This window comes from Spirillospora sp. NPDC052242, assembly GCF_040679555.1.
In the GTDB taxonomy this organism is placed as follows: Bacteria; Actinomycetota; Actinomycetes; order Streptosporangiales; family Streptosporangiaceae; genus Spirillospora.
In genome coordinates this window covers 66,999-90,801 of record NZ_JBFAUZ010000014.1, presented here as the reverse complement: position 1 = coordinate 90,801, position 23,803 = coordinate 66,999, and the positions used below count along the sequence as shown (strand labels likewise).

General features: G+C 73.8%; 27 protein-coding genes. 10 read left to right on the top strand and 17 right to left on the bottom strand.

Translation table 11 applies throughout. The features are described 5' to 3' along the window. Positions 1-12 precede the first annotated feature (12 nt). A complete protein-coding gene (locus tag AB0L25_RS14130) occupies positions 13-192 on the bottom strand; it encodes a hypothetical protein (protein WP_500171888.1) in 180 nt (59 codons plus the stop codon). A gap of 260 nt (positions 193-452) precedes the next feature. Here AB0L25_RS14130 and AB0L25_RS14125 point away from each other — a divergent pair, with 260 nt between their 5' ends. Next, positions 453-1,307: a hypothetical protein gene (locus AB0L25_RS14125; RefSeq protein WP_500171886.1), complete on the top strand. Its 855-nt coding sequence runs from the start codon at positions 453-455 to the stop codon at positions 1,305-1,307. A gap of 69 nt (positions 1,308-1,376) precedes the next feature. Here the strand turns inward: AB0L25_RS14125 and AB0L25_RS14120 are convergent, their stop codons facing one another. Continuing rightward, on the bottom strand, positions 1,377-1,571 hold the full coding sequence (locus AB0L25_RS14120; protein ID WP_500171884.1) for a DUF6243 family protein: 195 nt from the start codon (positions 1,569-1,571) through the stop codon (positions 1,377-1,379). Between the two features lie 228 nt (positions 1,572-1,799). Between AB0L25_RS14120 and AB0L25_RS14115 the strand changes: the two genes are divergently transcribed. After that, a complete protein-coding gene (locus AB0L25_RS14115) occupies positions 1,800-2,870 on the top strand; it encodes a quinone-dependent dihydroorotate dehydrogenase (protein ID WP_500171883.1) in 1,071 nt (356 codons plus the stop codon). Positions 2,871-2,903: 33 nt separating this feature from the next. Here the strand turns inward: AB0L25_RS14115 and AB0L25_RS14110 are convergent, their stop codons facing one another. The 5 genes from AB0L25_RS14110 to AB0L25_RS14090 all read right to left on the bottom strand — a co-directional run bounded on the left by AB0L25_RS14110 (position 2,904) and on the right by AB0L25_RS14090 (position 9,466). Beyond that, complete coding sequence (locus AB0L25_RS14110) at positions 2,904-5,285, bottom strand: hypothetical protein (RefSeq protein WP_500171881.1); 2,382 nt, start codon at positions 5,283-5,285, stop codon at positions 2,904-2,906. Positions 5,286-5,390: 105 nt separating this feature from the next. Then, positions 5,391-6,839 (bottom strand): DUF7059 domain-containing protein, encoded by a 1,449-nt coding sequence (locus tag AB0L25_RS14105; RefSeq protein ID WP_500171880.1) that lies wholly within the window; start codon positions 6,837-6,839, stop codon positions 5,391-5,393. 137 nt (positions 6,840-6,976) lie between these two features. Next, a complete protein-coding gene (locus tag AB0L25_RS14100; RefSeq protein ID WP_500171878.1) occupies positions 6,977-7,804 on the bottom strand; it encodes an N-acetylmuramoyl-L-alanine amidase in 828 nt (275 codons plus the stop codon). Between the two features lie 97 nt (positions 7,805-7,901). Next, entirely contained in the window at positions 7,902-8,138 is a 237-nt protein-coding gene (locus tag AB0L25_RS14095) for a hypothetical protein (protein ID WP_500171877.1), read from the bottom strand. A 230-nt stretch (positions 8,139-8,368) separates the two neighbouring features. Beyond that, positions 8,369-9,466 (bottom strand): LacI family DNA-binding transcriptional regulator, encoded by a 1,098-nt coding sequence (locus AB0L25_RS14090; protein WP_500171875.1) that lies wholly within the window; start codon positions 9,464-9,466, stop codon positions 8,369-8,371. A gap of 272 nt (positions 9,467-9,738) precedes the next feature. On the opposite strand from AB0L25_RS14090, the gene AB0L25_RS14085 reads away from it, so the two are divergent. Continuing rightward, the gene (locus AB0L25_RS14085; RefSeq protein ID WP_500171874.1) at positions 9,739-10,467 is read left to right on the top strand and encodes a TetR/AcrR family transcriptional regulator; all 729 of its coding nucleotides are present in this window, start codon (positions 9,739-9,741) and stop codon (positions 10,465-10,467) included. 314 nt (positions 10,468-10,781) lie between these two features. Here the strand turns inward: AB0L25_RS14085 and bldC are convergent, their stop codons facing one another. The 3 genes from bldC to AB0L25_RS14070 form a co-directional block, all read right to left on the bottom strand. After that, complete coding sequence (gene bldC / locus AB0L25_RS14080; RefSeq protein ID WP_012850682.1) at positions 10,782-10,985, bottom strand: developmental transcriptional regulator BldC; 204 nt, start codon at positions 10,983-10,985, stop codon at positions 10,782-10,784. 99 nt (positions 10,986-11,084) lie between these two features. Continuing rightward, positions 11,085-11,270, bottom strand: coding sequence for a hypothetical protein (locus tag AB0L25_RS14075; protein ID WP_500171872.1), 186 nt, complete (start codon positions 11,268-11,270; stop codon positions 11,085-11,087). 22 nt (positions 11,271-11,292) lie between these two features. Continuing rightward, entirely contained in the window at positions 11,293-12,198 is a 906-nt protein-coding gene (locus AB0L25_RS14070) for a DUF8083 family protein (protein WP_500171870.1), read from the bottom strand. 126 nt (positions 12,199-12,324) lie between these two features. On the opposite strand from AB0L25_RS14070, the gene AB0L25_RS14065 reads away from it, so the two are divergent. Both AB0L25_RS14065 and AB0L25_RS14060 read left to right on the top strand, forming a co-directional pair. Continuing rightward, on the top strand, positions 12,325-13,407 hold the full coding sequence (locus tag AB0L25_RS14065) for a Leu/Phe/Val dehydrogenase (protein WP_500171869.1): 1,083 nt from the start codon (positions 12,325-12,327) through the stop codon (positions 13,405-13,407). 327 nt (positions 13,408-13,734) lie between these two features. Next, a complete protein-coding gene (locus AB0L25_RS14060; RefSeq protein WP_500172005.1) occupies positions 13,735-13,941 on the top strand; it encodes a DUF3073 domain-containing protein in 207 nt (68 codons plus the stop codon). Here the strand turns inward: AB0L25_RS14060 and AB0L25_RS14055 are convergent. Continuing rightward, positions 13,902-14,198: a hypothetical protein gene (locus AB0L25_RS14055; protein ID WP_500171867.1), complete on the bottom strand. Its 297-nt coding sequence runs from the start codon at positions 14,196-14,198 to the stop codon at positions 13,902-13,904. The two genes, AB0L25_RS14060 and AB0L25_RS14055, sit on opposite strands and share 40 nt — an antisense overlap. Positions 14,199-14,380: 182 nt before the next feature. Here AB0L25_RS14055 and AB0L25_RS14050 point away from each other — a divergent pair, with 182 nt between their 5' ends. After that, entirely contained in the window at positions 14,381-14,698 is a 318-nt protein-coding gene (locus AB0L25_RS14050; RefSeq protein WP_500171866.1) for a hypothetical protein, read from the top strand. A gap of 58 nt (positions 14,699-14,756) precedes the next feature. Here AB0L25_RS14050 and purM read toward each other — a convergent pair whose 3' ends face one another. Next, positions 14,757-15,782: a phosphoribosylformylglycinamidine cyclo-ligase gene (purM, locus tag AB0L25_RS14045; RefSeq protein ID WP_500171864.1), complete on the bottom strand. Its 1,026-nt coding sequence runs from the start codon at positions 15,780-15,782 to the stop codon at positions 14,757-14,759. Further along, on the bottom strand, positions 15,779-17,233 hold the full coding sequence (gene purF, locus AB0L25_RS14040) for an amidophosphoribosyltransferase (RefSeq protein WP_500171863.1): 1,455 nt from the start codon (positions 17,231-17,233) through the stop codon (positions 15,779-15,781). The genes purM and purF overlap by 4 nt, the downstream gene beginning before the upstream one ends. Before the next feature lie 127 nt (positions 17,234-17,360). Here purF and AB0L25_RS14035 point away from each other — a divergent pair, with 127 nt between their 5' ends. Next, positions 17,361-17,732 (top strand): hypothetical protein, encoded by a 372-nt coding sequence (locus AB0L25_RS14035; RefSeq protein ID WP_500171861.1) that lies wholly within the window; start codon positions 17,361-17,363, stop codon positions 17,730-17,732. An 8-nt stretch (positions 17,733-17,740) separates the two neighbouring features. Here the strand turns inward: AB0L25_RS14035 and AB0L25_RS14030 are convergent, their stop codons facing one another. Continuing rightward, the gene (locus AB0L25_RS14030; RefSeq protein ID WP_500171859.1) at positions 17,741-18,379 is read right to left on the bottom strand and encodes a LamG domain-containing protein; all 639 of its coding nucleotides are present in this window, start codon (positions 18,377-18,379) and stop codon (positions 17,741-17,743) included. Between the two features lie 83 nt (positions 18,380-18,462). Then, the gene (locus AB0L25_RS14025; protein ID WP_500171858.1) at positions 18,463-18,897 is read right to left on the bottom strand and encodes a sterol carrier family protein; all 435 of its coding nucleotides are present in this window, start codon (positions 18,895-18,897) and stop codon (positions 18,463-18,465) included. 227 nt (positions 18,898-19,124) lie between these two features. On the opposite strand from AB0L25_RS14025, the gene AB0L25_RS14020 reads away from it, so the two are divergent. From AB0L25_RS14020 to AB0L25_RS14010, 3 genes are all read left to right on the top strand, one after another. Beyond that, entirely contained in the window at positions 19,125-21,044 is a 1,920-nt protein-coding gene (locus AB0L25_RS14020) for a serine/threonine protein kinase (RefSeq protein WP_500171857.1), read from the top strand. 154 nt (positions 21,045-21,198) lie between these two features. After that, positions 21,199-22,161 carry a coiled-coil domain-containing protein gene (locus AB0L25_RS14015; protein ID WP_500171855.1) on the top strand — a complete coding sequence of 321 codons (963 nt, stop codon included), beginning with the start codon at positions 21,199-21,201 and terminating at the stop codon, positions 22,159-22,161. 16 nt (positions 22,162-22,177) lie between these two features. Beyond that, the gene (locus tag AB0L25_RS14010; RefSeq protein ID WP_500171854.1) at positions 22,178-22,774 is read left to right on the top strand and encodes an HD domain-containing protein; all 597 of its coding nucleotides are present in this window, start codon (positions 22,178-22,180) and stop codon (positions 22,772-22,774) included. Positions 22,775-22,791: 17 nt separating this feature from the next. On the opposite strand, the gene AB0L25_RS14005 is transcribed toward AB0L25_RS14010, so the two are convergent. Continuing rightward, positions 22,792-23,607, bottom strand: a complete 816-nt coding sequence (locus AB0L25_RS14005) for a MerR family DNA-binding transcriptional regulator (protein ID WP_500171852.1) — start codon at positions 23,605-23,607, stop codon at positions 22,792-22,794. Between the two features lie 53 nt (positions 23,608-23,660). Further along, positions 23,661-23,801 (bottom strand): DUF6461 domain-containing protein, encoded by a 141-nt coding sequence (locus AB0L25_RS14000; protein WP_500172003.1) that lies wholly within the window; start codon positions 23,799-23,801, stop codon positions 23,661-23,663. Positions 23,802-23,803 lie beyond the last annotated feature (2 nt).

Below are 23,803 nucleotides of genomic sequence, written 5' to 3'. Positions count from 1 at the left end.
TCCCAGACAAGATCAACCGGACGGTTCGTGCAGGTGACCGCGGTACGCGCGGCCCTTGACCGTCAGGTCGACCCGGTGGAAGTCGGACCCGCGCAGCGCGCAGAGGCCGCTGCCGACGACGTCCCGGTAGATGCGGTCGGACACGATCAGCGCCAGGTCCCGGCCGGGCCGCTCGGCGAGCCGGCGGCGCACCGGCTCCGCGTCCAGCAGCCGCGCGACGAGTTCGCGGTGCGTCCGCTGAAGTTCTCGATGTCGACGCCGAACATCAGCCGCGGCTGAATGGAACGGACGGGCGCGTCGCCGGCGGCGAACCTCGACGGGACGAGGCCCGGCGCCGCCGCGGCAGTACGGTGAACGCCGGAAATCCGGTAGAACCGGATGAAACCGTCCGAGCTCTCGTGGGGTCAGATCTCCTGACGCGCACAGGCGACGGCCGGAGGGAGAAGAGATCCGTGAGCAGTGGCGACGAACCCACCAACCGGACGAACACGCCCGGAACGGGCCCCGACCAGGCTGGGGTACCCGGGCCGTACGCCGACCTGTCGCGCGCGCCCCGTCCCCACCCGAACCGCCCGCACGCGAACCGGGCGGGCGTGCCCGGGCCGTCCGGTCCGTCCGGACCCGAGCCCGCCGCCGAGCCCGCGGGCCCCGCGTGGCTCGTCGTCCCGCTGCGCGCGATCGCGTTCGTGATCGTCCTGCCGTTCCGGCTGCTGTACGACCTGATCCGGCTGATCGGCAAGGGTCTCGGGTGGGTGTTCGGCGGCATCTGGAACGCCCTGTACAAGTGGGTCCTCGCCCCCGTGGGCCGCGCGATCGGCGCGACGCTGTACTACCTGCTCGTCGTCCCGGCGCGGTGGATCTACCGGGTCCTGCTGACGCCGCTGGGGCACGGGATCGTCGCCGTCCTGCGGTGGGTCGGGTGGCTGCTCGACCTGGTGCTGCTGAAGCCGTTCCTGTGGCTGCTGAACGTGCTGATCGTGATCCCGGCCGTCTTCCTGTGGAAGTACGTCCTTTACCCGCCGCTCGTGTGGATCGGGAAAGGGTTCAAGGCCCTGGGGCGCGGCATCGCCTGGATGTGGAACGTCCTGATCGTGACGCCGTGGGGATACGCCGCGCGGTTCCTCAAGTGGCTGTGGCGGGTGTTCGTCGCGACCCCGTGCACGTGGCTGTGGAGGAACGTCCTGAGCCCGGTCGGGCGCGGCGTCGCCGCCGTCTGGAACGTGACCGTGGGCGTGCCCTACCGGGCCGTCCGGCAGGCGCTCCGCGACGTCCGGCTCACGCTCCGCCGCATGTTCCGCGGCGCGTAGGGCGCCTCCGGGCCGCACGGCGGCAAAGGAAAGCGCGCCGGTTCCCGAGGGAACCGGCGCGCGTCGTGTCTACTTCTCGTTCTGGTCGGCCTCCGCGGCGCGCCGCTCGTTGCGTTCCCGCATCTTCGCGAGCAGGTCGCGCTTCGCCGCGGCGGCGTCGTCGCGGTCGCCGGACGTCCGCGCCGCCTCGCCGCGCAGCGCGCGCCGCGAGACGTTGCCGCGCTGGCCGCCGACACCCAGCATGTTGTTGCGCTTCTTGGCCATGGTCACTCCCGTGGTTCGTGCTCTACATGGTGCGCACGTCCGGCCCCGAGAGCGCGGCGGGTCTCAACCGCCGATCACGCTCCGACCGGACATGTCGGCGCGGCGGGGGCGGTACGCCCGGATCGGAAGCGGCCACCATCCGGTGGCCACGGCATTGATCAGCATGCGTCCAGATTATGCGGCAGGGCGCCGAACCGTCGACGATTTTTCCCTGGGATACTGACGGCAATGTATCGACTCCTGTTCGCACTGGTCATCGCCCGGGTCCCGGCGGAGACCGTGCACCACCTGACGATGCGGGCGCTGCGGGCGATCCAGTCCGTGCCGGGACTCGCGCCGCTGCTGCGCCGCCTGCTGGCGCCCCGCGACCCGGCCCTGGCCGTCCGCGCGCTCGGGCTCGACTTCCCGAGCCCGCTCGGCCTCGCCGCCGGGTTCGACAAGGACGCCGTCGCCTACGAGGCGCTCGGCGCCTTCGGGTTCGGGCACGTCGAGATCGGCACGGTGACCGGGCGCCCGCAGCCCGGCAACCCGCGCCCCCGGCTGTTCCGGCTCCCCCTCGACCGGGCCGTCGTCAACCGGATGGGGTTCAACAACGCGGGCTCCGAGGCCGCCGCCGAACGGCTGCGCGGACGCGGCCGCGGCACGATCGTCGGGGTCAACATCGGCAAGACGAAGGTCGTGCCGGAGGCCGAGGCCGTCACCGACTACGTCGCGAGCGCCCAGCGGCTCGCGCCGTTCGCCGACTACCTCGTCGTCAACGTCAGCTCCCCGAACACCCCCGGCCTGCGGAACCTCCAGGCCGTCGAGCACCTGCGCCCGCTGCTCGGCACGGTGCGCGAGGCCGCCGACCTCGCCGCGGGCCGGCACGTCCCGCTGCTGGTCAAGATCGCCCCGGACCTCGCGGACGCCGACGTCGACGCCGTCGCCGACCTCGCCCTCGAACTCGGCCTGGACGGCGTCATCGCCACCAACACCACCATCGGCCGCGACGGCCTGCGCAGCGCGCCCGAACTGGCCGCCGAGACCGGCGGGCTGTCCGGCGCCCCCCTCAAGGACCGCTCGGTCGAGGTGCTGCGCCGCCTCCGCGCGCGCGCCGGCGACCGGCTCGTCCTCGTCTCCGTCGGCGGCGTCGAGACCGCCGACGACGTCTGGGAACGCGTGCGCGCGGGCGCCACGCTCGTCCAGGGGTACACGGGGATGATCTACGGCGGGCCGCTGTGGGCGCGCCGCGTCCAGCGCGACCTGGCCCGCCGCCTGCACGGCAGCGCCTTCGCCACCATCGAGGACGCCCGCGGCTGAACACACCGCCCCCGGCCGCGGCACGACCGTCGATCAGGGGCCGAGGGCCGGGTCGGCCCCCTCGCCGAGGGCCGTGCCCGTCGCGTCGCCGAGGGCGATGTCGGTTTCGTCGCCGAGGGGGACGGCCGTGCCCAGGGCGACGTCGGAGCCGTAGCGTTCCTCCAGGAAGATGCGGTGCAGTGCCAGCAGTTCGGCCACGTCGCCGTCGTACTTCCCGGACGCGATGAGGGCGTCGATACGGTCGAGGTCGGCGGGTGCGAAGTCGGCGAGGGGCCGGTCGAGCATCCGTCCGGCGGGGTCGCGGTAGGTGCCGTACACCTCCACGTCGTCCTCGTGCCCCTTCCGGACGGCCGAAGTCTCCTCGCGGACGATCGCGAAGTGGGCGCCCGCCGGGGCGGCCCAGAGGGCCCGCACGTCCGCAAGGCCGCCGCCGGCCGGCGGGCCCGCCTGCTCCAGGGTCGCCGGGTCGAAGAAGCCGGCGTAGCGGCCCGCCCAGAGGCGGTCGTGCGCGGGCAGCGCGGTGATGCGCTGGCCCGGCTTCCCGGCGAGGGCGGTCGGCTCGGGACGCAGCATGCCGTGCGCGATCGCCCAGCCGGTGCAGGAGCCGTCCCGGTTGCGCGTGATCAGCCGGGACGGTGACGCGAAGGCCACCTGCACGGCGCCGCTGGAGACCGCGTCTCCGCGCGCGATCACGGTCTCGGCCGCGGCGTCCAGCACCGCGGGGGCCGCGCCGCCGACGGCGATCATCCCGGTCGTCCACTCCACGGCGAGGGTGAAGGGCGGCACCGGCGGCAGCCCGAGGTCGGCGAACCGGACGGTGCGGTGCGGACGGTCGTAGGGCGGGGCGAGCAGGTACAGGCCGTCGGGGCTCGCGGCGACGAGCCCGGACGGGGCCGCGGCCAGCGCCCATATCGGCCTGTCGCCGCGGCGGGGGCCGAGGACGCTCGCGGGCTCGCCGCCCCCGCCGTACCGGACGACGTCCCCGTGCACGCGGCCCGACACGCGCTCGGGGCGGCCCGCGATCCCGAACACGGCGTCGCCGGCGTGCACCGGCCCCTCCGCGTGCGCCTTCCGGTGGCGGGCGACGACCTCGCCCTCGGGGAGGGTGTACTCGACGACCACCTCGGCGCCCGCGTCGCGGCTGTAGCCCTCGACGGCGATGCGCGTCCCGTCCGGGGACAGGGCGTGGTCGCCGGGCAGGAGGAGCCCGTGCTCGAGCCGGACGGGCGCGGGCGCGTCGAGGGAGGCGAGCGCGGCCGCGACGCGGTGCGGCGGCATGCGGCGGAGCCGGTCGAACGCGGCGGGCGGCAGGCCGGGCGGGGGCCGGCCGGGGACCGCCCGGAGGGCGCCGATCGCCTCGGCCAGGGGGAGGTCGCGGGCGAGCCGCCACAGCTTCGGCCACGCCTCCTCGGCCGCCAGCCGGTCGGCCAGCAGGCCGCGCTCGCGGACGCTCATGGTCCGCACGGAGGTGGCGTCGATCAGGACGCGGAGCAGGTCGAGTTCCCCCGCGGCGGCGATCGCCGAGCGCACCCGGTCGCGCAGCCCGGCCGGGCCCGCCGCGTAGGCGGCGGCCAGCAGCGAGCCGTCCGGGTCGAGCAGCCGGTACTCCTCGTACCGGCCGGTGACCAGCAGGAACGCCGCCCGCGCGGGCGGCTCGGCCGGCACGAGCCCGCGCTCCGCGCAGGTCCGGACGACGATCTCCCGGACGTGCTCGGGCGGGCCGTCGTCGAGCACGGACCGGCACAGCTCCTCCGGCGGCGCCGTCCCCAGCGCGAGCCGGCTCAGCCGCCGCGTCACGGCGCCGCCGGCGTCGGTCGCGGGCCCGCCGCGTTCCCGCAGGAACGCCCACAGGGCCGGTTCCGGGCTCTCGATCCACGTCGACCACGCCAGGCCCAGCGTGCGGTCGTCCAGGGGGTGGGGGTTGCCGAGCAGCGACTCCAGCAGCGGTTCGCGCTCGGCCCCCAGGGACGCCTTGGCCTGCGCCCACAGGACGCCCAGCAGCGGCTCGCGGGCCTGCGCGCACGCCCGCCGCGCGCCCCCGCGCACGTCGGGGTCGTCGTCGGTGAGCAGCGCGGGCAGCGCCGTTTCGGCGTCCAGGCCCCAGCTTTCCAGGAGGCGGTCGTTCAGGGCGGCGGTCGTCCAGTGCTCGTCGCCCCCGGCGGCCATCAGCCGGTGCTCCCGGACGACGGCGCGGAGCGCGGGGTCCCGGCCGCGCACCCACGTCCGGGCGATGCGGTCCCGGGCCCAGAGGCGCAGCGGGTGCTCGGCGTGCCGGTCCTCCGTGGCGAGTTCGATCACCAGCGCGCGCACCGCGCCGTCCTCGCCGATGCCGCGCTCCAGCGTGTCCAGGTACGGGATGCTCTTCTCGACCGCCTGCCGGACCAGCCACGCGGCCCGCCACCTTCGCACCCTCATCGGCGTCCTCCTTGTCGGTCGCCGGCCCTCGGCCGCAGGCGGGGAATCACTCCATCGACATCCGACGCGGCCGGCGCGGCGCGGGTTCGGCGGCCCGGGCGCGCGTCAGTGGAAGAAGCCGTCGGCGATGAGCTCCGGGAGGACGGCGTCCGCGTGCGCGCGCACACTGCCGGCGTCCGTCCCGGTGAGGCGCGCGATGGCGTCGAGGAGCGGTTCGAGGGGCAGCGAGCCGTCGCAGACCCCGGCGAGCCCGGCCTCGACCGTCCCGACGCCCGCCGCCCGGCGGAGCCGGCCGGTCTGGCGCAGGACGATCCGTTCCGGGTCCTCGGCGCCGGGCGGGCCGATCTGCTCCTGTACCAGACCGGCCGCCGCACGCAGCGTTCGTCCACAGGCTGTGGAAAACTCGGCGCCCGCGCGGAACCCGTCGAGGACGTCCGCCACGTAGGCGCCCACGGGCTCCTCGACCGCGTGCCGCAGCTCCTCCACCCGCACCGGCCCGTCGCCCCGCCGCAGCGTGATCCACCCGAACCCGACGCCCGTCACGCGGTGCCGCTCGAAGTGCTCGAGCCACGCCTCGTAGCGCGCGCGGTACTCGGGCGTCCCCGCCTCGCACGAGTCCCGCAGCCACAGTTCCGCGTACTCCGCCGGGTCCTGGACGTCCCGCTGCACGACCCACGCCTCGCACCCCGACGCCTCGGCCCAGCCGCCGACGCGTTCGTCCCACGGCACCCCGTCCACGTGCAGCCAGTTGGCCAGGAGCTGGCAATATCCCCCGTCGTTCAACATCCCGGCGGACTCCGTGACGAGCCGCCTGCAGAAGTCGTCGCCCGGCATTCCGGACTCGCGGTAGGTGAACGCGCGGTCGCCGGGCGGCGCGATGACGAACGGCGGGTTCGACACGATCAGGTCGAACCGCCGCCCCCGGACGGGCTCGAACAGCGGCCCCCGCAGCGTCTCGGCGTTCCCGATCCCGGACAGCGCGAAGCTCATCTCCGCGAGTTCGAGCGCCCGCGCGTTGACGTCCGTCGCGGTGATGCGGCGCGCCTGCCCGCGCGCGCCCAGATGCACCGCCTGCACGCCGCATCCCGTCCCGAGGTCGAGCACGTTATCCACAGGGCTGTGGACAACCAGCCGCGCGAGGCTCCCGGACGCGCCGCCCGCGCCCACCACGTGATCGGGCGCCGGGATCCCGTCCCCCGGCCGCACCTTCCGGTCCGACACGACGTACCCGGCGTGGCCGTTCCCGCCGACGGCCTCCAGCGGCTCGACGTGGAACAGCCCCCGGACCTCGCCGCCCGACTCCTCCGCGAGCCCCGCGCGGACGAGCTCGCCCGTCGTCCCGTCCGGGGGCACCGGGACCTGCAGCCAGAGCAGCCGGGTCAGCGCCTCCAGCGCCGAACCGCCCCGGGTCGCCCGCAGCGCGGGCACGATCTCGTCCCGCGCCAGCGCCCCGCCCGCCACCGGCCCCAGCAGCGCGCGCACACCGGCGACGGTGTACCCGGCCTCCTGCAGGACGTCACGGACACGGCTGAGCGGCACACGAAGATCGGACATCCCCCCATCCTGCCCGCTGTCCCGCGCCCCGCACGGCCGAACACCCCGCCCCACCGGCGACGTCCCGCACGCCGCGGCCGTCGCGCTCTTCGACGAGGTGCAGCCGTCCTGACCGCCGCCCCCGCGCGCGTCCCCGGTCAGGCGAAGTAGTGCTCGAAGCCCTGCGCGAGGGAGTCGGCGATGCGCTCGCGGAACTGCGGGTCCTTCATCTTCGCCGCCTCGCCCGCGTTGCGCATGTTGCCGCACTCGATGAAGACCTTCGGGACGGTCGACATGTTCAGCCCGCCGAGGTCGTCACGGAAGTCCATCCCCTTCTCGCCCAGGTAGTTCGAGTAGGGGACGCCGGTGCCGTCCTTGAAGGCGTCGCGGAGGGCGAGGCCCAGCTCGCGCGACTCGGGCACCACCGCGGCGTTCCGGCCGATCGACTCGGGCGCGATGATGTGGAAGCCGTGCCCGGACGCGGACGTGCCGTCCGCGTGGACCGACAGGGCCGCGTCGGCCTTCAGCTCGTTCGCGATCCCGGCGCGCTCGGTGATGCACGGGCCGACGCCGTCGTCGCTGTCGCGGGTCAGCGTCACCTCGGCGCCCTCGGCCTCGAGGGCCTTCTCGAGCCGCTTGGAGACGTCCCAGGTGAACGCGTGCTCGGCGTAGCCGTCGTCGGTGCTGGTGCCGGTGGTGTCGCAGGCCTTGCTGCCGTTGCCGATCTTGACCTGCTTGTTGATCTCGTCGGGGTGGTCGGCGTTGCCGCCGTTGTGCCCCGGGTCGATGACGATCACTTTGCCGTCCAGGGGGGACGACGCGTCGGGCGACGCGGAACGCTGCTGTTCGGCGCCCGCGGGGGACGTGGCGCCGGCCGTCGGAGGCTGCGCCGCGTCACCGGACCCGCCGCCCGTGCCGCAGGCGACGAGGGCGCCGAGGCTCAGCGCGAGGCCGGCGACCGCGGGGCCGCCTCGTTTGATGCGCACAGGCCGATTCCTCCGTGATGGGTTCGTTATCGCCGATGCCAGTCTGCACCCGGCATCGAGTTCGTCAAACGAAAGTCACGCGGAACGGCATTCCCGATCAGCGGAGAGGATCTTCCCGGCCGAGCAGCGCGGCGAGCGCCCGCGCCTCCTCCGCGTCCAGGCCCAGCACCACGCGGGGGCGGCCCCACGGATGGTCGATGGAGTGCGCCACGTAACTCGCGACGGACTCCGACACCTGCTCGGCGAGGCCGCGCGCGTGCCTCCACCGCGACCAGGCCCGTTCCAACTCGTTCGCGGCGCGCTGCGCGCACGACACCAGCTCCGGATCACGCACGGCTGAACCCCCCGATCGTCCACGACCCTGTGCCCGCCCCGCGCGCGGGTCCGGGCCGGACGGCCGCGCCGGCGCCCGGCCGGGGGCCGTCCGGCCCGCCTGTCCCCGGCCCGCCGAACGGTGAGTCCATTAACCCCCCGGCGGCCGTCCGGAGTACGGCGAATGCCCCGGCCTTGGCACGCCCGTTACCCGATGCGGACCACTTCGGGAGGCGCCGGGTCCGGGAGACGTCAGGCGGGCACCGGGCCCGTGGTCGAGCGGACGACCAGGTGCGGGACGACGAGGTTCTGCCGGGCGGCGCGGGAGGGGTCGCCGATGCGGGCGGTGAGCATCTCGGCCGCGAGGCGGCCCATGTCGCGGCGCGGCTGGTCGACGCTCGTGAGGGAGATGTGCCGGATCGCGGCGAGATGGGTGTTGTCGTAACCGATGACCGACAGGTCGGCGGGCACCCGCAGGTCGAGCTCCACCGCCGCGGACAGCGCCCCGGTCGCGACGAGGTCGTTCGGCGCGAAGATCGCGGTGGGCCGGCGGTCGCGGCGCAGCAGGCCGCGGGCCGCGCGGTAGCCGCCCTCCTCGGTGAAGTCGCCGGGCTGCACGGCGATCTCGTCCTCGAGCCCGTGCCGCCGCATCGCCTTCTCGTAGCCGATGCGCCGGTACCGGGCCGCGGTCGAGCGGGTGCCCTCGATGTGGGCGATGCGCCGGTGCCCGAGCGACACCAGATGGTCGACGGCGAGGCTGGCGCCGAGCTCGTCGTCGTCCACGACGATGTCGACGCCCTTGACGTCCCGCTCGCCGACCACGACGACGGGGACGCTCGCCGCCGCGTCCTTCAGGGACTCGGGGACGACGCTGAGGAGCACCAGGCCGTCCACCCGCATCTCCAGGAACGCCTCGACGGCCTCGGCCTCGAACATCGGGTCCCAGCGGCCGCTGCCGACGAGCATGCGGAGCCCGGCGCCGTGCAGGCTCTCCTGCAGCCCGTCGAGGAACTCCGCGAAGAACGGGTTGTGCAGGTCGGCGACGATCGCGCCGATGAGGCGCGTGCGTCCCTCGACGAGGCTGCGGGCCACGGCGTTGGGCCGGTAGCCGAGTTCCCGCGCGGCCTGCAGGACAGCCTGCCGGCGGCGCTCGCTGACGTGCGGGGAGCCGCGCATCACCAGGGAGACGAGGGACTTGGAGACCCCGGCCCGCTCGGCGACGTTGCGGATCGTCGGCTTCGGCGCGGGCACGGACCTCCCCTCGTCGCGGGCGGCCGAGGAGGGGCGCCGCGGCCTGGGCACCACGACGTCCTCCTGCGTCTTGTGCGGGGGGTCAACTTCACCAGACATGGCACTCCGTCCAGGGGGGCCTGCAGGACCTGCCGTCACGGCGCGCCTGGGGCCGCGGCGCGCCTCCTCCGCGCGGGAGGAGATGCCATGATGCCTTGGCTTCCCCACAAATCGTCGCAACAGGGAGTAACGGTCCGCCGCCAACCCGGGTTCGGGTCTGTGGTGTCCCGGATCACATCGCGGTCCGGGGCGGGTCACGGGAGGGTGACGGGACGCCCCGCGGCGGGCCCGGCACGGCGTGCCCCGGGCGGCGCCTCGGATACCCTGCGCAGGTGGCAGAACGTGCGGTGACCGGTGACAGGGCGCGGAGCCGGCAGCGCGGCGGGCAGGGACGTCGCAGGCTCAGCGTGGACGAACGACGGGAAGAACTGATCGAGGCGGCCCTGCAGTTGTTCAGCACGCGGTCGCCGGAGGACGTCTCCATCGACGACGTCGCGGCGGCCGCGGGGGCGTCCCGGGCGCTCGTCTACCACTACTTCGGCGGCAAGTACGAGCTGTACATCGCGGCTCTCGGCAGCGCGGCGAAGAAGCTGTCGGTGCTGCTGGAGCCGCCGACCGAGGGCAAGCCGCTGGAGCGGCTCGGCGTCTCGCTGGAACGTTACTTCGACTTCGTGGAGAGCCACGCGGCGGGCTACACGGCCCTGCTGCGCGGCGGCCCGGCCGACCGGTCGGGCGAGGTCGGGGAGATCGTCGACGGCATCCGCCAGCTCCTGCTGGACCGGATCCTGCACTCGCTGGCCGTGGACGTCCCGCAGCCGACGCTGCGGATCACGCTGCGCGCGTGGATGGCGGCGGTCGAGACCGCGGGCCTCGACTGGCTCGAGAACCGCGACGTCGCGCGGGCCGACCTCGAACGGCTCCTCGTCGACCACCTGGTCGTGATGCTGCACGTCGCGGGACGGCACGACCCCGGCACCGGGGCCCTGTTCGACCGTCTCGCGCACGAGGAGCTCACCCCGGAGCAGGCGTCCGGCCAGACGTCCGGGCAGGCGTCCGGCTGAGCCTCCGCCTGGGGCGGCCGGTTCCGGCGGGGCGGATTGGTCCTCTCACGGCGGGTGTGACCGCCGTGACTCGGGTGACCACTATCGGCCACCCCCTTGCCGCGCGCCCGCCGCGGTCTCGGCGGAGCCGCGGGGCGGGTCTCGGGGCGCGTCCGGGCATGCCGGAGTCCCGCCCGGCGAGTCGCGGGCGGGACGTCCGATCGAACCGTGAGCGGGCCGGGACCGCGATTCTCGGATGACCGTGGTCCCGGGCCGTTCGCAGCCCCCCTGTGAGGCGTCCGGCGTGCCAGTGCGGGGCGCGCCGGCCGGAGCGGCTACTCCGAGCGCTGCTGCGGGATTCCCGCCAGCAGCGCCCGCACCTCCGCCTCGCGGTAGCGCCGGTGCCCCCCGAGCGTCCGGATGGACGTGAGCTTGCCCGCCTTCGCCCAGCGCGTGACGGTCTTGGGGTCGACGCGGAACATCGTCGCCACCTCCGCCGGCGTCAGCAGGGGCTCGGCCTCTGGCGTACGTGCTGACATGTTTGCGGCCTCTCCTCCGTGGACCGATGACAGCGATCCTGCGATTGATCCTCGCGCGGTCACTGATGTCCCCTATGGCCCGAAAGAGCCACTATGACATCACAACGTGTAACCTTGCCACCACTGAGCGCAACAAGCAAGTTCCTGGCGTACGTTGCGGGCAAACATCCCCTCGAACGCCGCGAGCTGCGCATCGGCGATGAACTTCGGGTCACGCTGCGTGATTCTAGCGACACGTATAGTCGTATCGCGCGCAGATTCGGGAATTTTGTTCAGTACGTCCACGGGAGCGGCATCCCGGCGGCCCTCAGTTGGCCGACTCCAGGGCCCGGACGGGCCGCCAGCGGGCCAGGAGCCGCTTGTACATCGCGACGGTCAGCTCGACCTCGCCGCGCTGCATCCCGGTGAGGGCCACCGACATCTCCGCGACCGACTCGTCCGCCCGCAGCGCCGCATCGTCCAGGAGATGGACCAGCCCGCCGTAGTCGAGCTCGACGAGCGCGCGGGGATGGAACTCCCCCAGCCAGCGGGACAGCGTCTCCAGGCGCCCCGCAGAGAGCAGGTACACGTCGCCCGAGCCGTCCCCGAGGTTCTCCCGGACGATCGGCAGCGCGTGGTCCACGCGGCGACGGGCCTCGCCCATCGACGTGACGTACAGCAGTGTGCGCGCGGGCGCGGCCGTCGCGGGCCCCTGCCCCGCGTGGTCGCACGCGGCGTCGACGTCCGGTCCGGGGCCGCCCAGGGTCAGCGAGCGCTCGGTGCGGACGAACGGCACGAACCAGTCCAGCGGGACGTGCCAGGTGCTCGTCAGGATGTGCGGGCGCATCGGGCGCCCGGCCCGCTTCCAGCGCTCGAAGGCCTGCGCGATGCGCTCGGACTGCGGCGGCGGGACGAACGCGGCGGCGACCCCCGCCGGCTGCTCGTCGCGGAACCGCTCGAACGCGATCCACGAGCGCAGCCGCGTCTCCCACGGGCACACGTAGATCGCGTCGTCGAGGCGGCGCACGTAGGCGTCGCGGCTCTCCCGGTCCGGGACGACCTCCGGCGGGACGGCGGCCAGCCGGTGGGCCGCGTCGCGATGCTCGACGCCGAGCGCGTGGATCCGTCGCGGGCGCCGCCGGGACTCGGCATAGGCCGTCCACAACGTCCGCGCCGGTTCCTGGAAGGCGGTCACCGGTTCGTATACCCGTAGGTACGCGGCGTACGGAAACACGATCGCATCGTGACACGAGACCCGCCCGGCGGTCGCGACGACGGGCCCGGCGAGACGCCCGCGTTACCTCCCGGTGGGGCGCGGCGCGCCCTAGGCTGATCAGTGGACAGGAAGGAGGGCACTACCGTGCCTAATGTCTTCGGGTCGCCCCACAAGGGCTCGGAACCCCGCCACGAGCAGGTCGTCTTCTGCCAGGACGAGGCCAGCGGCCTGCGCGCCATCATCGCGATCTACTCCACCGCCCTCGGGCCGTCCCTGGGCGGCACCCGCTTCTACCCGTACGGGTCGGAGGAGGAGGCGCTCGCCGACGTGCTGAACCTCTCCCGGGGCATGGCGTACAAGAACGCCCTCGCCGGGCTGGACCACGGCGGCGGGAAGGCCGTCATCCTCGGCGACCCCTCCAGGGACAAGACCGAAGCGCTCCTGCGGGCCTACGGACGGTTCGTCAAGTCCCTGGGCGGCCGCTACTACACCGCGTGCGACGTCGGCACGTACAGCGAGGACATGGACCTCGTGGCCCGCGAATGCGAGTTCGTCACCGGACGCACCGTCGCGAACGGCGGCGCGGGCGACTCGTCCATCCTGACGGCCTACGGCGTGTTCCAGGGGATGCGCGCCGCCGCCGAGACGGTGTGGGGAGCCCCCACCCTGCACGGCCGGCGGGTCGGCGTGGAGGGCGTCGGGAAGGTCGGCCACCGCCTCGTCGAGCACCTGCGCGAGGACGGCGCGGACGTCGTGATCTGCGACGTCAGCGAGGCCGCCGTGGAACGCGTCCGGGCGTTGCACCCCGAGGTCGAGGTCGTCGCGGACGGCGCCGCGATGATCCGCGCGGACCTCGACGTCTACGCCCCGTGCGCGCTCGGCGGGTCGCTGAACGACGAGACGGTGCCCGCCCTCGGCGCCCGGATCGTCTGCGGCGCCGCCAACAACCAGCTCGCGCACCCGGGCGTGGAGAAGAACCTCGCCGACCGGAACGTCCTGTACGCCCCCGACTACGTGGTGAACTCGGGCGGTGTGATCCAGGTCGCGGACGAGATCACCGGGTTCGACTTCGAGCGCGCCAAGGCGCGGGCGTCCGGCATCTACGACACGACCCGCAAGATCTTCGAGCTCGCCGCCGACGAGGGCGTCCCCCCGGCGGTGGCCGCGGACCGGCTCGCCGAGCGCCGGATGTCCGAGATCGGCCGTCTGCGCGGCATTCTCGTCTGATCCCGTACCGGCCGTCGTAGGGCCTTCGCGAAGCCGTCGTGGGACGTCGTACGCGCGTCCCACGGCGGCCACCGAGCGTTTGACGTTCCGTTCGGCCCGGTGTGCCGGGCGCTCACATGACGTCAAGTCGGTCCACTGACACCTACCGGATACACTGGAGTTCCCGGAACAAGAGCGCCGCCACGTGCCGCCGAAGTACCGAGCCGGGCGCAAAACGGGTACGGTTGTACTCGTGACTGACGCATGGCTCATCAGGCATCGGTTCGTGTGGTACACGCGCGCGTTGATGGGCCCACGAAAGCCCTGACCATCGAGGGGGTCGAGCCAATGGGTCGCGGCCGAGCCAAGGCCAAGCAGGTGAAGGTTGCCCGCCAGCTCAAGTACAACAGCGGCAACACGGACCTCGACCGCCTGAAGAGCGAACTCGGAGTCAACGACTCCCCGGGCGGCGACTACGACGAACTCGTCGAGAAGTACGCCGACTACGCCGACGATTACGGCACCGAGGACCGCAAGGACCAATCCTCGGGTTGATGTCTGACACGAACGCCACCCCCGCGTCGCGAGGGTGGCGTTCGTGTTGCCCGCCCTGTTGATCGGCGGCTCCGGTCGAGCACGGTGGTCAGGTGGGCGTCGGCGGTGTCGAGGCGGCCCGTACGGCGGGCCACCCGCGCGAGCCCGTTCAGCGCGTAGGCTTCGGCGAGCCGCATCGACGATTCGGCGAGGCGGTACCGCTCGCCGGAGACGGCCACCAGCGACTTGTCCAGCAGCCTGCCCAGCAGGTCGGCCACGTCCTCACCGGCCCGATCGCCGTCGGCCGCCTCCCCGGTCGCGCCCTGCGCTTCGACGGCGTCGAGGGCGCAGCCGTCCGGGTGCAGGGCCAGGCGGCGCAGGACGGACCGCCGGCGAACTCGGCGCCGCCCTGGGCATCGCCCTCTTCGGCACCCTGGGCACGGCCGTCTACAGCGCCCGGATGGCGGACGCGATACCGGACGGTCTCCCGGACGGGACGGCCGAGACCGTGATCGACGGCTTCGCGGCCGCGTCCGCGGTGGCCGACGGGCTCCCGGACGCGGTCGGCGGCCTGCTCAGCGGCTCGGCCCAGGACGCGTTCCTGACCGGGATGAACGTCGTGACGGCCGCCAGTGCCGTCGTCCTGGTCGGCATCGCCGTGCTCGTGGCCCGCGCGCCGCGCCACGTCCCGCCCCTCGGCCAGGAGGCCCCGGCCGACACCGCCGACGCCCCTGAGGTCGCCGCGGTCGGCCGGGCAGCGGCCGGGGGCGGCGAGTGACGCGCGCCGGAGCGTCCCGGTGCGAGATCGCGTGCGCGGCCGGGTGGTCCTCGCCGGGTCAGGCGAGGGCGGCCCGCCCGGTGCCCTCGGTGGTCTCGCCGAGGATCCAGGACGGGACGCCGCGTTCGGCGAGCAGCCGCAGGGCGGCGTCGGCCGCGTCGGGCGCGACGATCGCGGCCATGCCGACGCCGAGGTTGAACGTCTTGTCCATCTCGGCCTGCGGCACGTCGCCGTGGGCCTGCAGCACCCGGAACAGCGGCGGGACCTCCCAGGACCCGCGGTTCAGGACGGCGTCCACGTTCGCGGGCAGGGAGCGCGCGAGGTTCGCGGCGAGGCCGCCCCCGGTGATGTGCGCGAACGCGTGGACGCCCCCGGCGGCGGCGAGGGCGAGGCAGTCCTTGGCGTAGATGCGCGTGGGGGTGAGGAGTTCCTCGCCGAGGGTGCGGTCGAGTTCGGCGGGGCGGGACTCGAGGGCGAGGTCCGTCGTGGCGAGGATGTGCCGGACGAGCGAGTAGCCGTTCGAGTGCACGCCGGACGAGGCCATCGCGATGACGACGTCGCCCGCGCGGACGCGTTCGGGGCCGAGGACGTCGTCGGCCTCGACGACGCCCGTTCCGGCGCCCGCGATGTCGAACTCGTCCGGTTCGAGGAGGCCGGGGTGCTCGGCGGTCTCGCCGCCGACCAGGGCGCAGCCCGCGAGGGCGCACGCGTCGGCGATGCCGCCGACGATGTCGGCGATGCGCTCGGGGACGACCTTGCCGCAGGCGATGTAGTCGGTCATGAACAGCGGCTCGGCGCCGCACACGGCGAGGTCGTCGATGACCATGCCGACGAGGTCGTGGCCGACGGTGTCGTAGACGCCGAGGCGGCGGGCGAGGTCGACCTTGGTGCCGACGCCGTCGGTGGAGGTGGCGAGGAGCGGGCGCTTGTAGCGCAGGAACGCCGAGGCGTCGAAGAGCCCGGCGAAGCCGCTGACGTCGTCCACGACCTCGGGACGGCGGGACCGGGCCACCCGGGACTTCATCAGCTCGACGGCCCGCTCGCCGGCCGCGATGTCCACCCCGGCGGCCTCGTACGACGTCATCGTCCGGCCTCCAGCAGGTGCTTGCCGCGCTCGGACTGCTCGACCTCGATGGGGTACACCCCGTCGAAGCAGGCGCGGCAGAGGCGGTCCTTGGCGATGTGGGACGCGGAGATCAGCTCGTCCAGCGAGATGAAGCCGAGGCTGTCGGCGCCGATGGAGTCGCGGATCTCCTCCACCGACAGGTTCCCGGCGATCAGCTCGGCGCGGGTGGCGAAGTCGATGCCGTAGAAGCAGGGCCACGCGACGGGCGGGCTGGAGATGCGGACGTGCACCTCGGCGGCGCCCGCGTCCCGCAGCATCCCGACGATCGCGCGCTGGGTGTTGCCGCGGACGATCGAGTCGTCGACGACGACGAGGCGCTTGCCCTCGATGGCCTCGCGCAGCGGGTTCAGCTTCAGCCGGATGCCGAGCTGCCGGATCGTCTGCGACGGCTGGATGAACGTCCGTCCGACGTAGGAGTTCTTGACGAGCCCCTGCCCGTAGGGGATGCCGGACGCCTCGGCGTAGCCGATCGCGGCCGGGGTGCCCGACTCGGGGGTCGGGATGACCATGTCGGCCTCGACGGGGTGCTCGCGGGCCAGCCGGCGCCCCACCTCGACGCGGGTGGCCTGGACGCTGCGCCCGGCGATCGTCGTGTCGGGGCGGGCGAGGTACACGTACTCGAACAGGCAGCCCTTGGGGCGGGCCTCGGCGAACCGCTCGGAGCGGACGCCGTCCGCGTCGATCGCGATCATCTCGCCGGGCTCGATCTCCCGGACGAACCGGGCGCCGACGATGTCGAGGCCGGCGGTCTCGGACGCGACGACCCAGCCGCCGTGGCCCTCCAGGGAGCCGAGGACGAGCGGGCGGATGCCCTCCGGGTCGCGTGCGGCGTACAGGGTGTGCTCGTCCATGAACACCAGCGAGTACGCGCCGCGGGTGGCGGGCAGGACGTGCCGCGCCGCCTCCAGCGGGCCGCCCTCGCGGGCGCACAGCAGGGCGGTGAGGACCTCGGTGTCGGTGGTCGCGGTGAGGGTGCCCGGGGGCAGGTCCTCGGCGAGTTCCCGCGTGTTGATCAGGTTGCCGTTGTGGACGAGCGCGAGCCCGCCCGCGTCGGTCGGGCGGAACGTGGGCTGCGCGTTCTCCCACGTGGGCGAGCCCGTCGTGGAGTAGCGGCAGTGGCCCACGGCGATGTGGCCGCGCAAAGTGTTCAGCACCGACTCGTCGAACACCTGGGCGACGAGGCCCATGTCCTTGAAGACGACGATGCGGTCGCCGTCGCTCACGGCGATGCCTGCGGACTCCTGCCCGCGGTGCTGGAGCGCGTACAGACCGTAGTAGGTGAGCTTGCTCACTTCCGCCTTGGTCGCCTGGTCCGCGGGGACCCAGACGCCGAACACCCCACAGGCGTCCTGCGGGGGGCGGTCGGTGGGATCGATGTCGTGGCTCAGACGTCCATCACGGAGAGGCACGCCCGTCAGTCTAGATGCCACCTTCACCTGCTCGGATCGGCGGATCTCCTTAAACGACCTTTACCCCCTGCGACCACGGGCTTCAGGCACGGCACGGAAACGTATGGCAGGAGACGGGGAGGACCGGATGACGCTGCCTGGGTACCAGACCTACACACCCCCCGCCCCGCGCCCGCGCAGTGGGGCGGCGCGGGCCTCTCTGGTGCTCGGGATCATCGGGCTCCTGGGGCTGGCGGTGTGCCTGCTGGGCGTGCTGCCCGCGCTCGCGGGGCTCGTCCTCGGCGCCGTCTCGCTGGCCCGCCACGACGCCGACCGCTGGCCCGCCGTGGTGGGCGTGGTCTGCTCGGCGGCCGCGCTCGTCCTCGGCGGCGTGGCGCTGTTCGTCCTGCTGAGCAAGGCGGCGGAGTGCGGCGACGAGCGCCGGTACCCCGGTGCGGACGAGCGCCGCCACTGCGTCGAACGCGAGTTCCCCTTCGCGCGCTCCACCCTGGCGCCTTAGGGAACGCCTTAGGACGGCCCCTGGTCCGCGAGGGCCCGGACGGCTTCGGCGTCGAGCGCGGACGCGTACACGCGGAGGTCGTCGATCAGGCCGCCGAACCCCGGTTTCGTCTGCTCGCTGCCGAGGAGGATGGGGCCCGCCGGTGTGACCACGGGCTCGTCCAGTCCCTCGGCCACATCCTGCTCACCGTCGACGTACAGGACCATCCCCTGGGCGTTCACGACGAACGCGACGTGGGCCCACTCCCCGACGGCCAGGCGCGCGTGGCTGTCCATGTAGTCGGGGCCCTTGGCGGTGAACAGCTGGAGCCGGAGCCGCATGGCGTCCGGGTAAAGCCATAGGCCGAGACCACGCGCGTCGTTCTCCCCGACCGGCTTGTACAGGAGGCTGCGCCACTCCCCGGTAGGTTCCTCGGTCACGTTCACGGAGAACGCCACCGTGAAACCGAAGATCTGGCTGAAGACGAGCTGGGGCGCGGCAGGGATGACGGCGCGCGCGTGTGCGCCGAGCGCGAGCGCCTCCCCGGCACGTCCGGGGACGATCTCGGCGACCTCGTCCAGTTCGGCGTCCGGCGCGGCGCCGGACGCGACGTGCACCCGGCGGCCCTCCACGGTCGCGACGTCGAACGTCCAGTGCGCGACGAGCATGGCGACACCTCCATGCCCCCGATCGGCCGGTGGTGACCACGCTCCCAGCGCGGGGGCACGGTGGCAAGACCCGAATCGGGCCCCTACTCCAGCGGGAGGTAGGGCGACAGGTCCGCGCGCGCGCCGCTCGCACGGACGCGTCCGTCCGCGACGGCGTCCGCCCACGCGAGACGTCCGGTCGCGAGGGCGATCCACGTCGCCGCGTCCATCTCGACGACGTTCGGCGGGGTGCCGCGCTTGTGGTGCGGCCCCTCGATGCACTGCACGGCCGCGTGCGGCGGGACCCGCACCTCCACCGACCGTCCGGGGGCCCGCCCGGCGAGGTCGTCCAGCAGGTGCCGCACCGCGCCCCGCACGACCGGGCGGGCCGCGCCCGTCCCGGCGTCGCCCATGGCCGCGACGGTCTCGAAGGCGGCCCGCCGCAGGTCGGCGGCGTCGTCCCCGCCGGTGTACGGCGGCAGGCCGAGCGCGGCGCGCTGTTCGTTCAGGACGGCGGCGGTCAACGGTGTCCGGGGCACGCACCGAAGCTACCGCGCCGGCGACCCGGGCCCCCGCCGGCCGCGTTTTTGCGCGGCACGCCTCGTGCGCCTACGCTCCGGGCGGCTGGCGCGCTCACCCGGGCGGTCGTCCCCCAAAAGGCACGAGCCGCCGGAAATAACGGTAAAAAAGGACCGATGCCAGGCGGGGAGTGAACAGGACGGGGAGGCGGCGAACTCGCTCCCCGGAGGACACGGAGGTTCGTCAGATGCCCGAGGCGCTGCCCCTGCAGCCTGGTGACCCGCGAAGACTCGGCGCGTACGAGATCACGGGCCGGCTCGGCGTCGGTGAGCAGGGCGCCGTCTTCCTCGGCGCGGACCCCGCCGGACGCACGGTCGCGGTCAAGCTGCTGCACGTGCGGCTGAGCGGCGAGCCCGCCGCCCGGGGCCGGTTCACCGCGGCGTTCGAGGCCGCCCGCAGGATCTCCGGGTTCTGCACGGCCGCGGTCCTGGACGCCGACGTCCAGGACGACCGCGCCTACGTCGTCAGCGAGTGCGTGGACGGCCCGTCCCTCCAGCAGCTCGTCGACGAGGAGGGCCCGCGCGGCCCCGCCGTCGTGGAACGCCTCGCCGTGGGCCTCGCGGTCGCGCTGGCGGCCGTGCACCGCGCGGGAGCGGTGCACCACGACCTGAAGCCCGCGAACGTCCTGCTGGGACGGGACGGCCCCAGGATGTGCGACATCGGCGTCCACGGCGCGCTCGACGCGGTGCTCGGCGACACCCGCTGGGACCCCGACGCGAGCGACCCGTCCCACCTGCTCTACCGGGCCCCCGAGCAGCTCAGCGGCCTGCGCGCCGACCCGCCCGCGGACGTCTTCGCCTGGGCCTCGACCCTGCTGTTCGCCGCGACGGGGGCGCCCCCGTTCGCCGACGGCTCGCCGTCCGAGACCGTCCAGCAGATCATGTACGACGACCCGGACCTGTCCGCGGCGCCCGACTCGCTCCGCGCGGTGCTGGCGGACGCGCTCGCCAAGGACCCCGCCGCGCGCCCCACCGCCAAGGGCCTGCTCGAACGCCTCCTCGACGAGGGCGGCCCCCTCGCCGCCCGGATGCCCGCCTCGCTCGTGCACGAGGGCCGCGCCCTCGCCACCGGGGCCGTCCCCCCGCCGAAGCCCCAGCCCGCGCCGCCCGCGCCCGCGCCGCCCCAGCCGCCTCAGGGCGTCCCGCAGCCGCCGCCTCCCGTGGGCTCGCCCATGGGCGCACCCCCGCCCCCGCGCGCGCTTGCACCGCTCCAGGGAGCCCCGGCACAAGCCGTCCCAGGGCAGCCCGGCGTGCCCCCGCACGTTCCGCCGCCCCCGGCCGAGGCGACCCGTCCCGAGCAGGCGCCCGGCAAGACGCTGCTGGGCAAGCTGGCGCGCGGCCGCGACCGTCCCGAACCGCCGCCCCCGCCCGCCGTGGAGCTCGACCCCGGCGCGTTCGAGGCGACCACCACGTTCGGCGCCGTCGCCGACGACCGGACCACCACCATGGGCGCCGTCGCCGACGACCGCACGGCCGCGATCGGCGCGCTCCCGGCCGGGGACGGCGAGACCCGCACGTTCGACGCGATCCCCGAGCCCCGCGACTCGACCGCGCCGCACCTCATCCCCGGGCTGCGGGCCGTGGACGACGACGAACCGCCGCGGCGCTCGCCGTCCTTCCCGTCCCTCGGCGGGATGCGGCGTCCCGGCAACCACGTGCTCGGCGTGGCGCTGTCGCTGCTGATCGGCGTCGGCGTCGGCATCGCGATCATCGCGCTCGTGGTGTGGCCGCAGCTCAAGGACGGCGACGCCGCGGAGCCGCCCGCAGGCACCGGCGACACCCGTCCCGTGTCGGTCGTCCCGAAGTCGTTCGCGGGGACCTGGACCGGCACGATGGTCAACAACAACAGCCAGGCGTCCTTCCCCCTCGAGGTCACGTTCGAGGAGGGCGCCACCACGGCGCGCGTCGTCTACCCGAAGGAGAAGTGCAATGGCACCCTCACGTTCGAGAGCGGCACCAACAGCAGCCTGAAACTCGCCCTGGACGTCGCCAAGCCGTGCACCCCCGGAGCCGTCGAAGCGTCCCTGCAGCCCGACGGCACCATCCGGTACACCTGGACCAGGCCCGGCACCCAACTCGGCTACCAGGGCGCCCTCAGCCGCCGCTGACGCGCCCCGAACGTGAATCCGGTCACGTAGTATGGCCCGGCTCCCAGCATGACGCCGGGCGTCACGGGTCCCGGACCGTCCCACCCGCCACTTGGGTTTAGCCTTGGCCGTGCGGCAGACGGTTCTTTAATGTTCATTGACCTGAGGAGAGGACGTGGAGACCCCCACCTCCACCGCCCTTCGGCGCGGCGGACGCCGTGCCGCCGTGGCCGTGCTCGCCATCGCGACCGCCCTGCCCCTGCTCGGCACGTCGGCGCCGACCGCGGCCGCCGCACCCGTCGCCGCGCCGATGGCCGACCCGGGCGACTCGGAGAAGTTCCGACAGCTCAGCAACCAGATCGAGAAGCTCGAAGACGAGTACGGCGGCGACCTGGCGAAGCTGAAGGACACCCGGTACGCGGTCACCGAGGCCATGAAGAAGGCCCAGTCGCTCGAGAAGGACCTGGTGGCCGCCCGCGACGTCGTCGCCCGCCTCGCCGCGAACCGCTACATGACCGGCGGCGAGGACCCGACCGTCCAGTTCCTCGCGGCCGCCGAGCCGACCGACATGCTCAGCAACGCCAGCCTCATCACGCACCTCGCGCAGAACAAGGCCGGCAAGGTCGAGCAGATCCAGACGCTGATCGACGAGCAGAACCAGGCCCGCAGGAAGGCCGAAGAGAAGATCAACGCCCTGGAGAAGGAGATCAAGGAGCTGAGAGGCCGCCAGGCGCAGATCAAGCAGCTCGTCAAGAAGTACAAGCCGCAGTCACCGAGCACCGGCATGGGCGGCGTCACGTCCCGCATGCTCAACGTCAAGAACACCATGGACGTCGAGTTCGGACCGTTCCCCACGATCGGCTGCGTCCGCTACGCCGGCGACCCCCAGGACCACGCCACCGGCCACGCCTGCGACTTCATGGTCACGACCGGCGGCGCCGTCGCGTCCGGCAGCGCCAAGACCCAGGGCGACCAGGTCGCCGACTACGCCATCTCCCACGCCAGCCAGCTCGGCATCAAGTACGTCATCTGGCGGCAGCGCATCTACGACATGCGCAGCCCCGGCTGGCGCATGATGGAGAACCGCGGCGGCGCGACCGCGAACCACTACGACCACGTCCACATCTCGGTCTTCTAAGCCCCGAGGAGGACGCGTGGGCCCCTCGCCTGCACTGGTGCGCGTCCTGGACGGGCCGTCCGAGCCGCCGCTGCGGCCGCTGCCGGGCGACGTCGCCGAGCTGCTGCGGTCGCTGGACTGCCCGCCCCGGCTGGCCGCCCACCTCCGCCTCGTCCACGACGTCGCCGCGCGGCTCGCCGACTGGGTGGAGCGGCGGCACCCGGACGTCCGGTTCGACCGGCGGGCCGTGCTCTTCGGCGCCGCCACCCACGACGTCGGGAAGGCCCTGCACGTCGCCGAGCTCTCCGGGCCCGGCTCGTCCCACGAGGCGGCCGGCCGGGACCTGCTGCTGCGGCACGGTTTCGACGACGCCCTCGCCCGCTTCGCGGCCACCCACGCGTCCTGGACCGACCCCGGCACCACCATCGAGGACCTGCTGGTGAGCCTGGCCGACAAGGTCTGGAAGGGCAAGCGCGTCCCGGACCTCGAAGACCTCCTCGTCGCCCGCCTCGCGCGCGCGTCCGCCCGCCCGGCATGGGACGAGTTCGCCGCCCTCGACGACCTCCTCACCGCCATCACCGAAACCGCCGACGACCGCCTGACCTACCAGAACACCCACCCGATCCACCCCTGACCCCGGGGCGGCCGGGTTCAGTGCTTGATGGTCACGGCCACTTCTACGGAGTGGTCGTGTTCGTCCTGGCCCAGGACGGCCTGGCGTACCTCGTCGTGGGACACGGCGACGCCGCGGGCGGCGATGGCGTCGAACAGGGCCACCACCGCCGGGTGCACCGAGCCCTCCGGGAGCGGGCCGCCGGTGACGGAACGCCAGGTCGCGACGAGCTCGCGGCGTTCGGGGAGGACGCCGACGATCGTGCCGGGGCCGCCCCACCCGGCGGGTGCGGGTTCCGCCGTCGGCCAGCAGCACACGACCTCCGCGTGGTCGGGCGAGTCGCCCTCCCGGACCGCCGTCCAGAACTGCCCGGACGGCCCGAGGCCGGCGGCCCGCAGGTCGGCGAACAGGCCCATCAGCAGGTCGTTCGCCGCCTCGTCGCTCGCCTCGTGGTCGCCGTCCGTCCGCACGGTGAGGGCGCGGCCCACGTACGGGCGGGCCGCGCTCTCGCGTTCGGTCACCTCGACGGGGGCCGCGAAGGACGACACGACGAGCCGGGCGTTCTCGAACGCCGCGTCCTCGCGTGCGCGTTCCGCGAGGACGCGCCGCCGGTGCTCGTCCAGCGCGGACGCCGTGTCGCCGTCCCGGACCGCCACCGCGACCGCCGGCAGCGGCAGCCCGGCGTCGCGCATCGCCCGGACCAGCGCGCCCGAGCGCACCTGGCCCTCCGAATAGCGCCGGTACCCCGTGGCGGGGTCGACCTCCGCCGGGGAGAGGACGCCCTTGTCGTCGTAGTGGCGCAGCGCCTTCACGCTCAGCCCCGTCATGTTCGCGAACTCACCGATGCTCAACATGACTTCAGTGTCCGGCCTCCCGTTACAGGAGGGTCAAACACGCGCCGCCGGGCTCAAAAGGCGTCCCTGGGGACGAGGCCGGTCGCGAAGGTCGCGGTCTTGAGGAATTCCGCCGTGAGGTGGACTCCGGTGAGCCTCTCGGCCAGCGCGAAGGCGGCCGTGGTCGGGTCGAATTCGACGTCTCCGACAGGAATGC

What these genes read in the sequence shown, in the direction of transcription:
- AB0L25_RS14120 (WP_500171884.1), bottom strand. Translation starts at nt 1,571, where the DNA reads ATGGCCAAGAAGCGCAACAACATGCTGGGTGTCGGCGGCCAGCGCGGC.
- AB0L25_RS14115 (WP_500171883.1), top strand. Translation starts at nt 1,800, where the DNA reads ATGTATCGACTCCTGTTCGCACTGGTCATCGCCCGGGTCCCGGCGGAG.
- AB0L25_RS14110 (WP_500171881.1), bottom strand. Translation starts at nt 5,285, where the DNA reads ATGAGGGTGCGAAGGTGGCGGGCCGCGTGGCTGGTCCGGCAGGCGGTC.
- AB0L25_RS14105 (WP_500171880.1), bottom strand. Translation starts at nt 6,839, where the DNA reads ATGTCCGATCTTCGTGTGCCGCTCAGCCGTGTCCGTGACGTCCTGCAG.
- AB0L25_RS14090 (WP_500171875.1), bottom strand. Translation starts at nt 9,466, where the DNA reads ATGTCTGGTGAAGTTGACCCCCCGCACAAGACGCAGGAGGACGTCGTG.
- bldC (WP_012850682.1), bottom strand. Translation starts at nt 10,985, where the DNA reads ATGTCAGCACGTACGCCAGAGGCCGAGCCCCTGCTGACGCCGGCGGAG.
- AB0L25_RS14060 (WP_500172005.1), top strand. Translation starts at nt 13,735, where the DNA reads ATGGGTCGCGGCCGAGCCAAGGCCAAGCAGGTGAAGGTTGCCCGCCAG.
- AB0L25_RS14050 (WP_500171866.1), top strand. Translation starts at nt 14,381, where the DNA reads ATGGCGGACGCGATACCGGACGGTCTCCCGGACGGGACGGCCGAGACC.
- purM (WP_500171864.1), bottom strand. Translation starts at nt 15,782, where the DNA reads ATGACGTCGTACGAGGCCGCCGGGGTGGACATCGCGGCCGGCGAGCGG.
- AB0L25_RS14035 (WP_500171861.1), top strand. Translation starts at nt 17,361, where the DNA reads ATGACGCTGCCTGGGTACCAGACCTACACACCCCCCGCCCCGCGCCCG.
- AB0L25_RS14030 (WP_500171859.1), bottom strand. Translation starts at nt 18,379, where the DNA reads ATGCTCGTCGCGCACTGGACGTTCGACGTCGCGACCGTGGAGGGCCGC.
- AB0L25_RS14020 (WP_500171857.1), top strand. Translation starts at nt 19,125, where the DNA reads ATGCCCGAGGCGCTGCCCCTGCAGCCTGGTGACCCGCGAAGACTCGGC.
- AB0L25_RS14005 (WP_500171852.1), bottom strand. Translation starts at nt 23,607, where the DNA reads ATGTTGAGCATCGGTGAGTTCGCGAACATGACGGGGCTGAGCGTGAAG.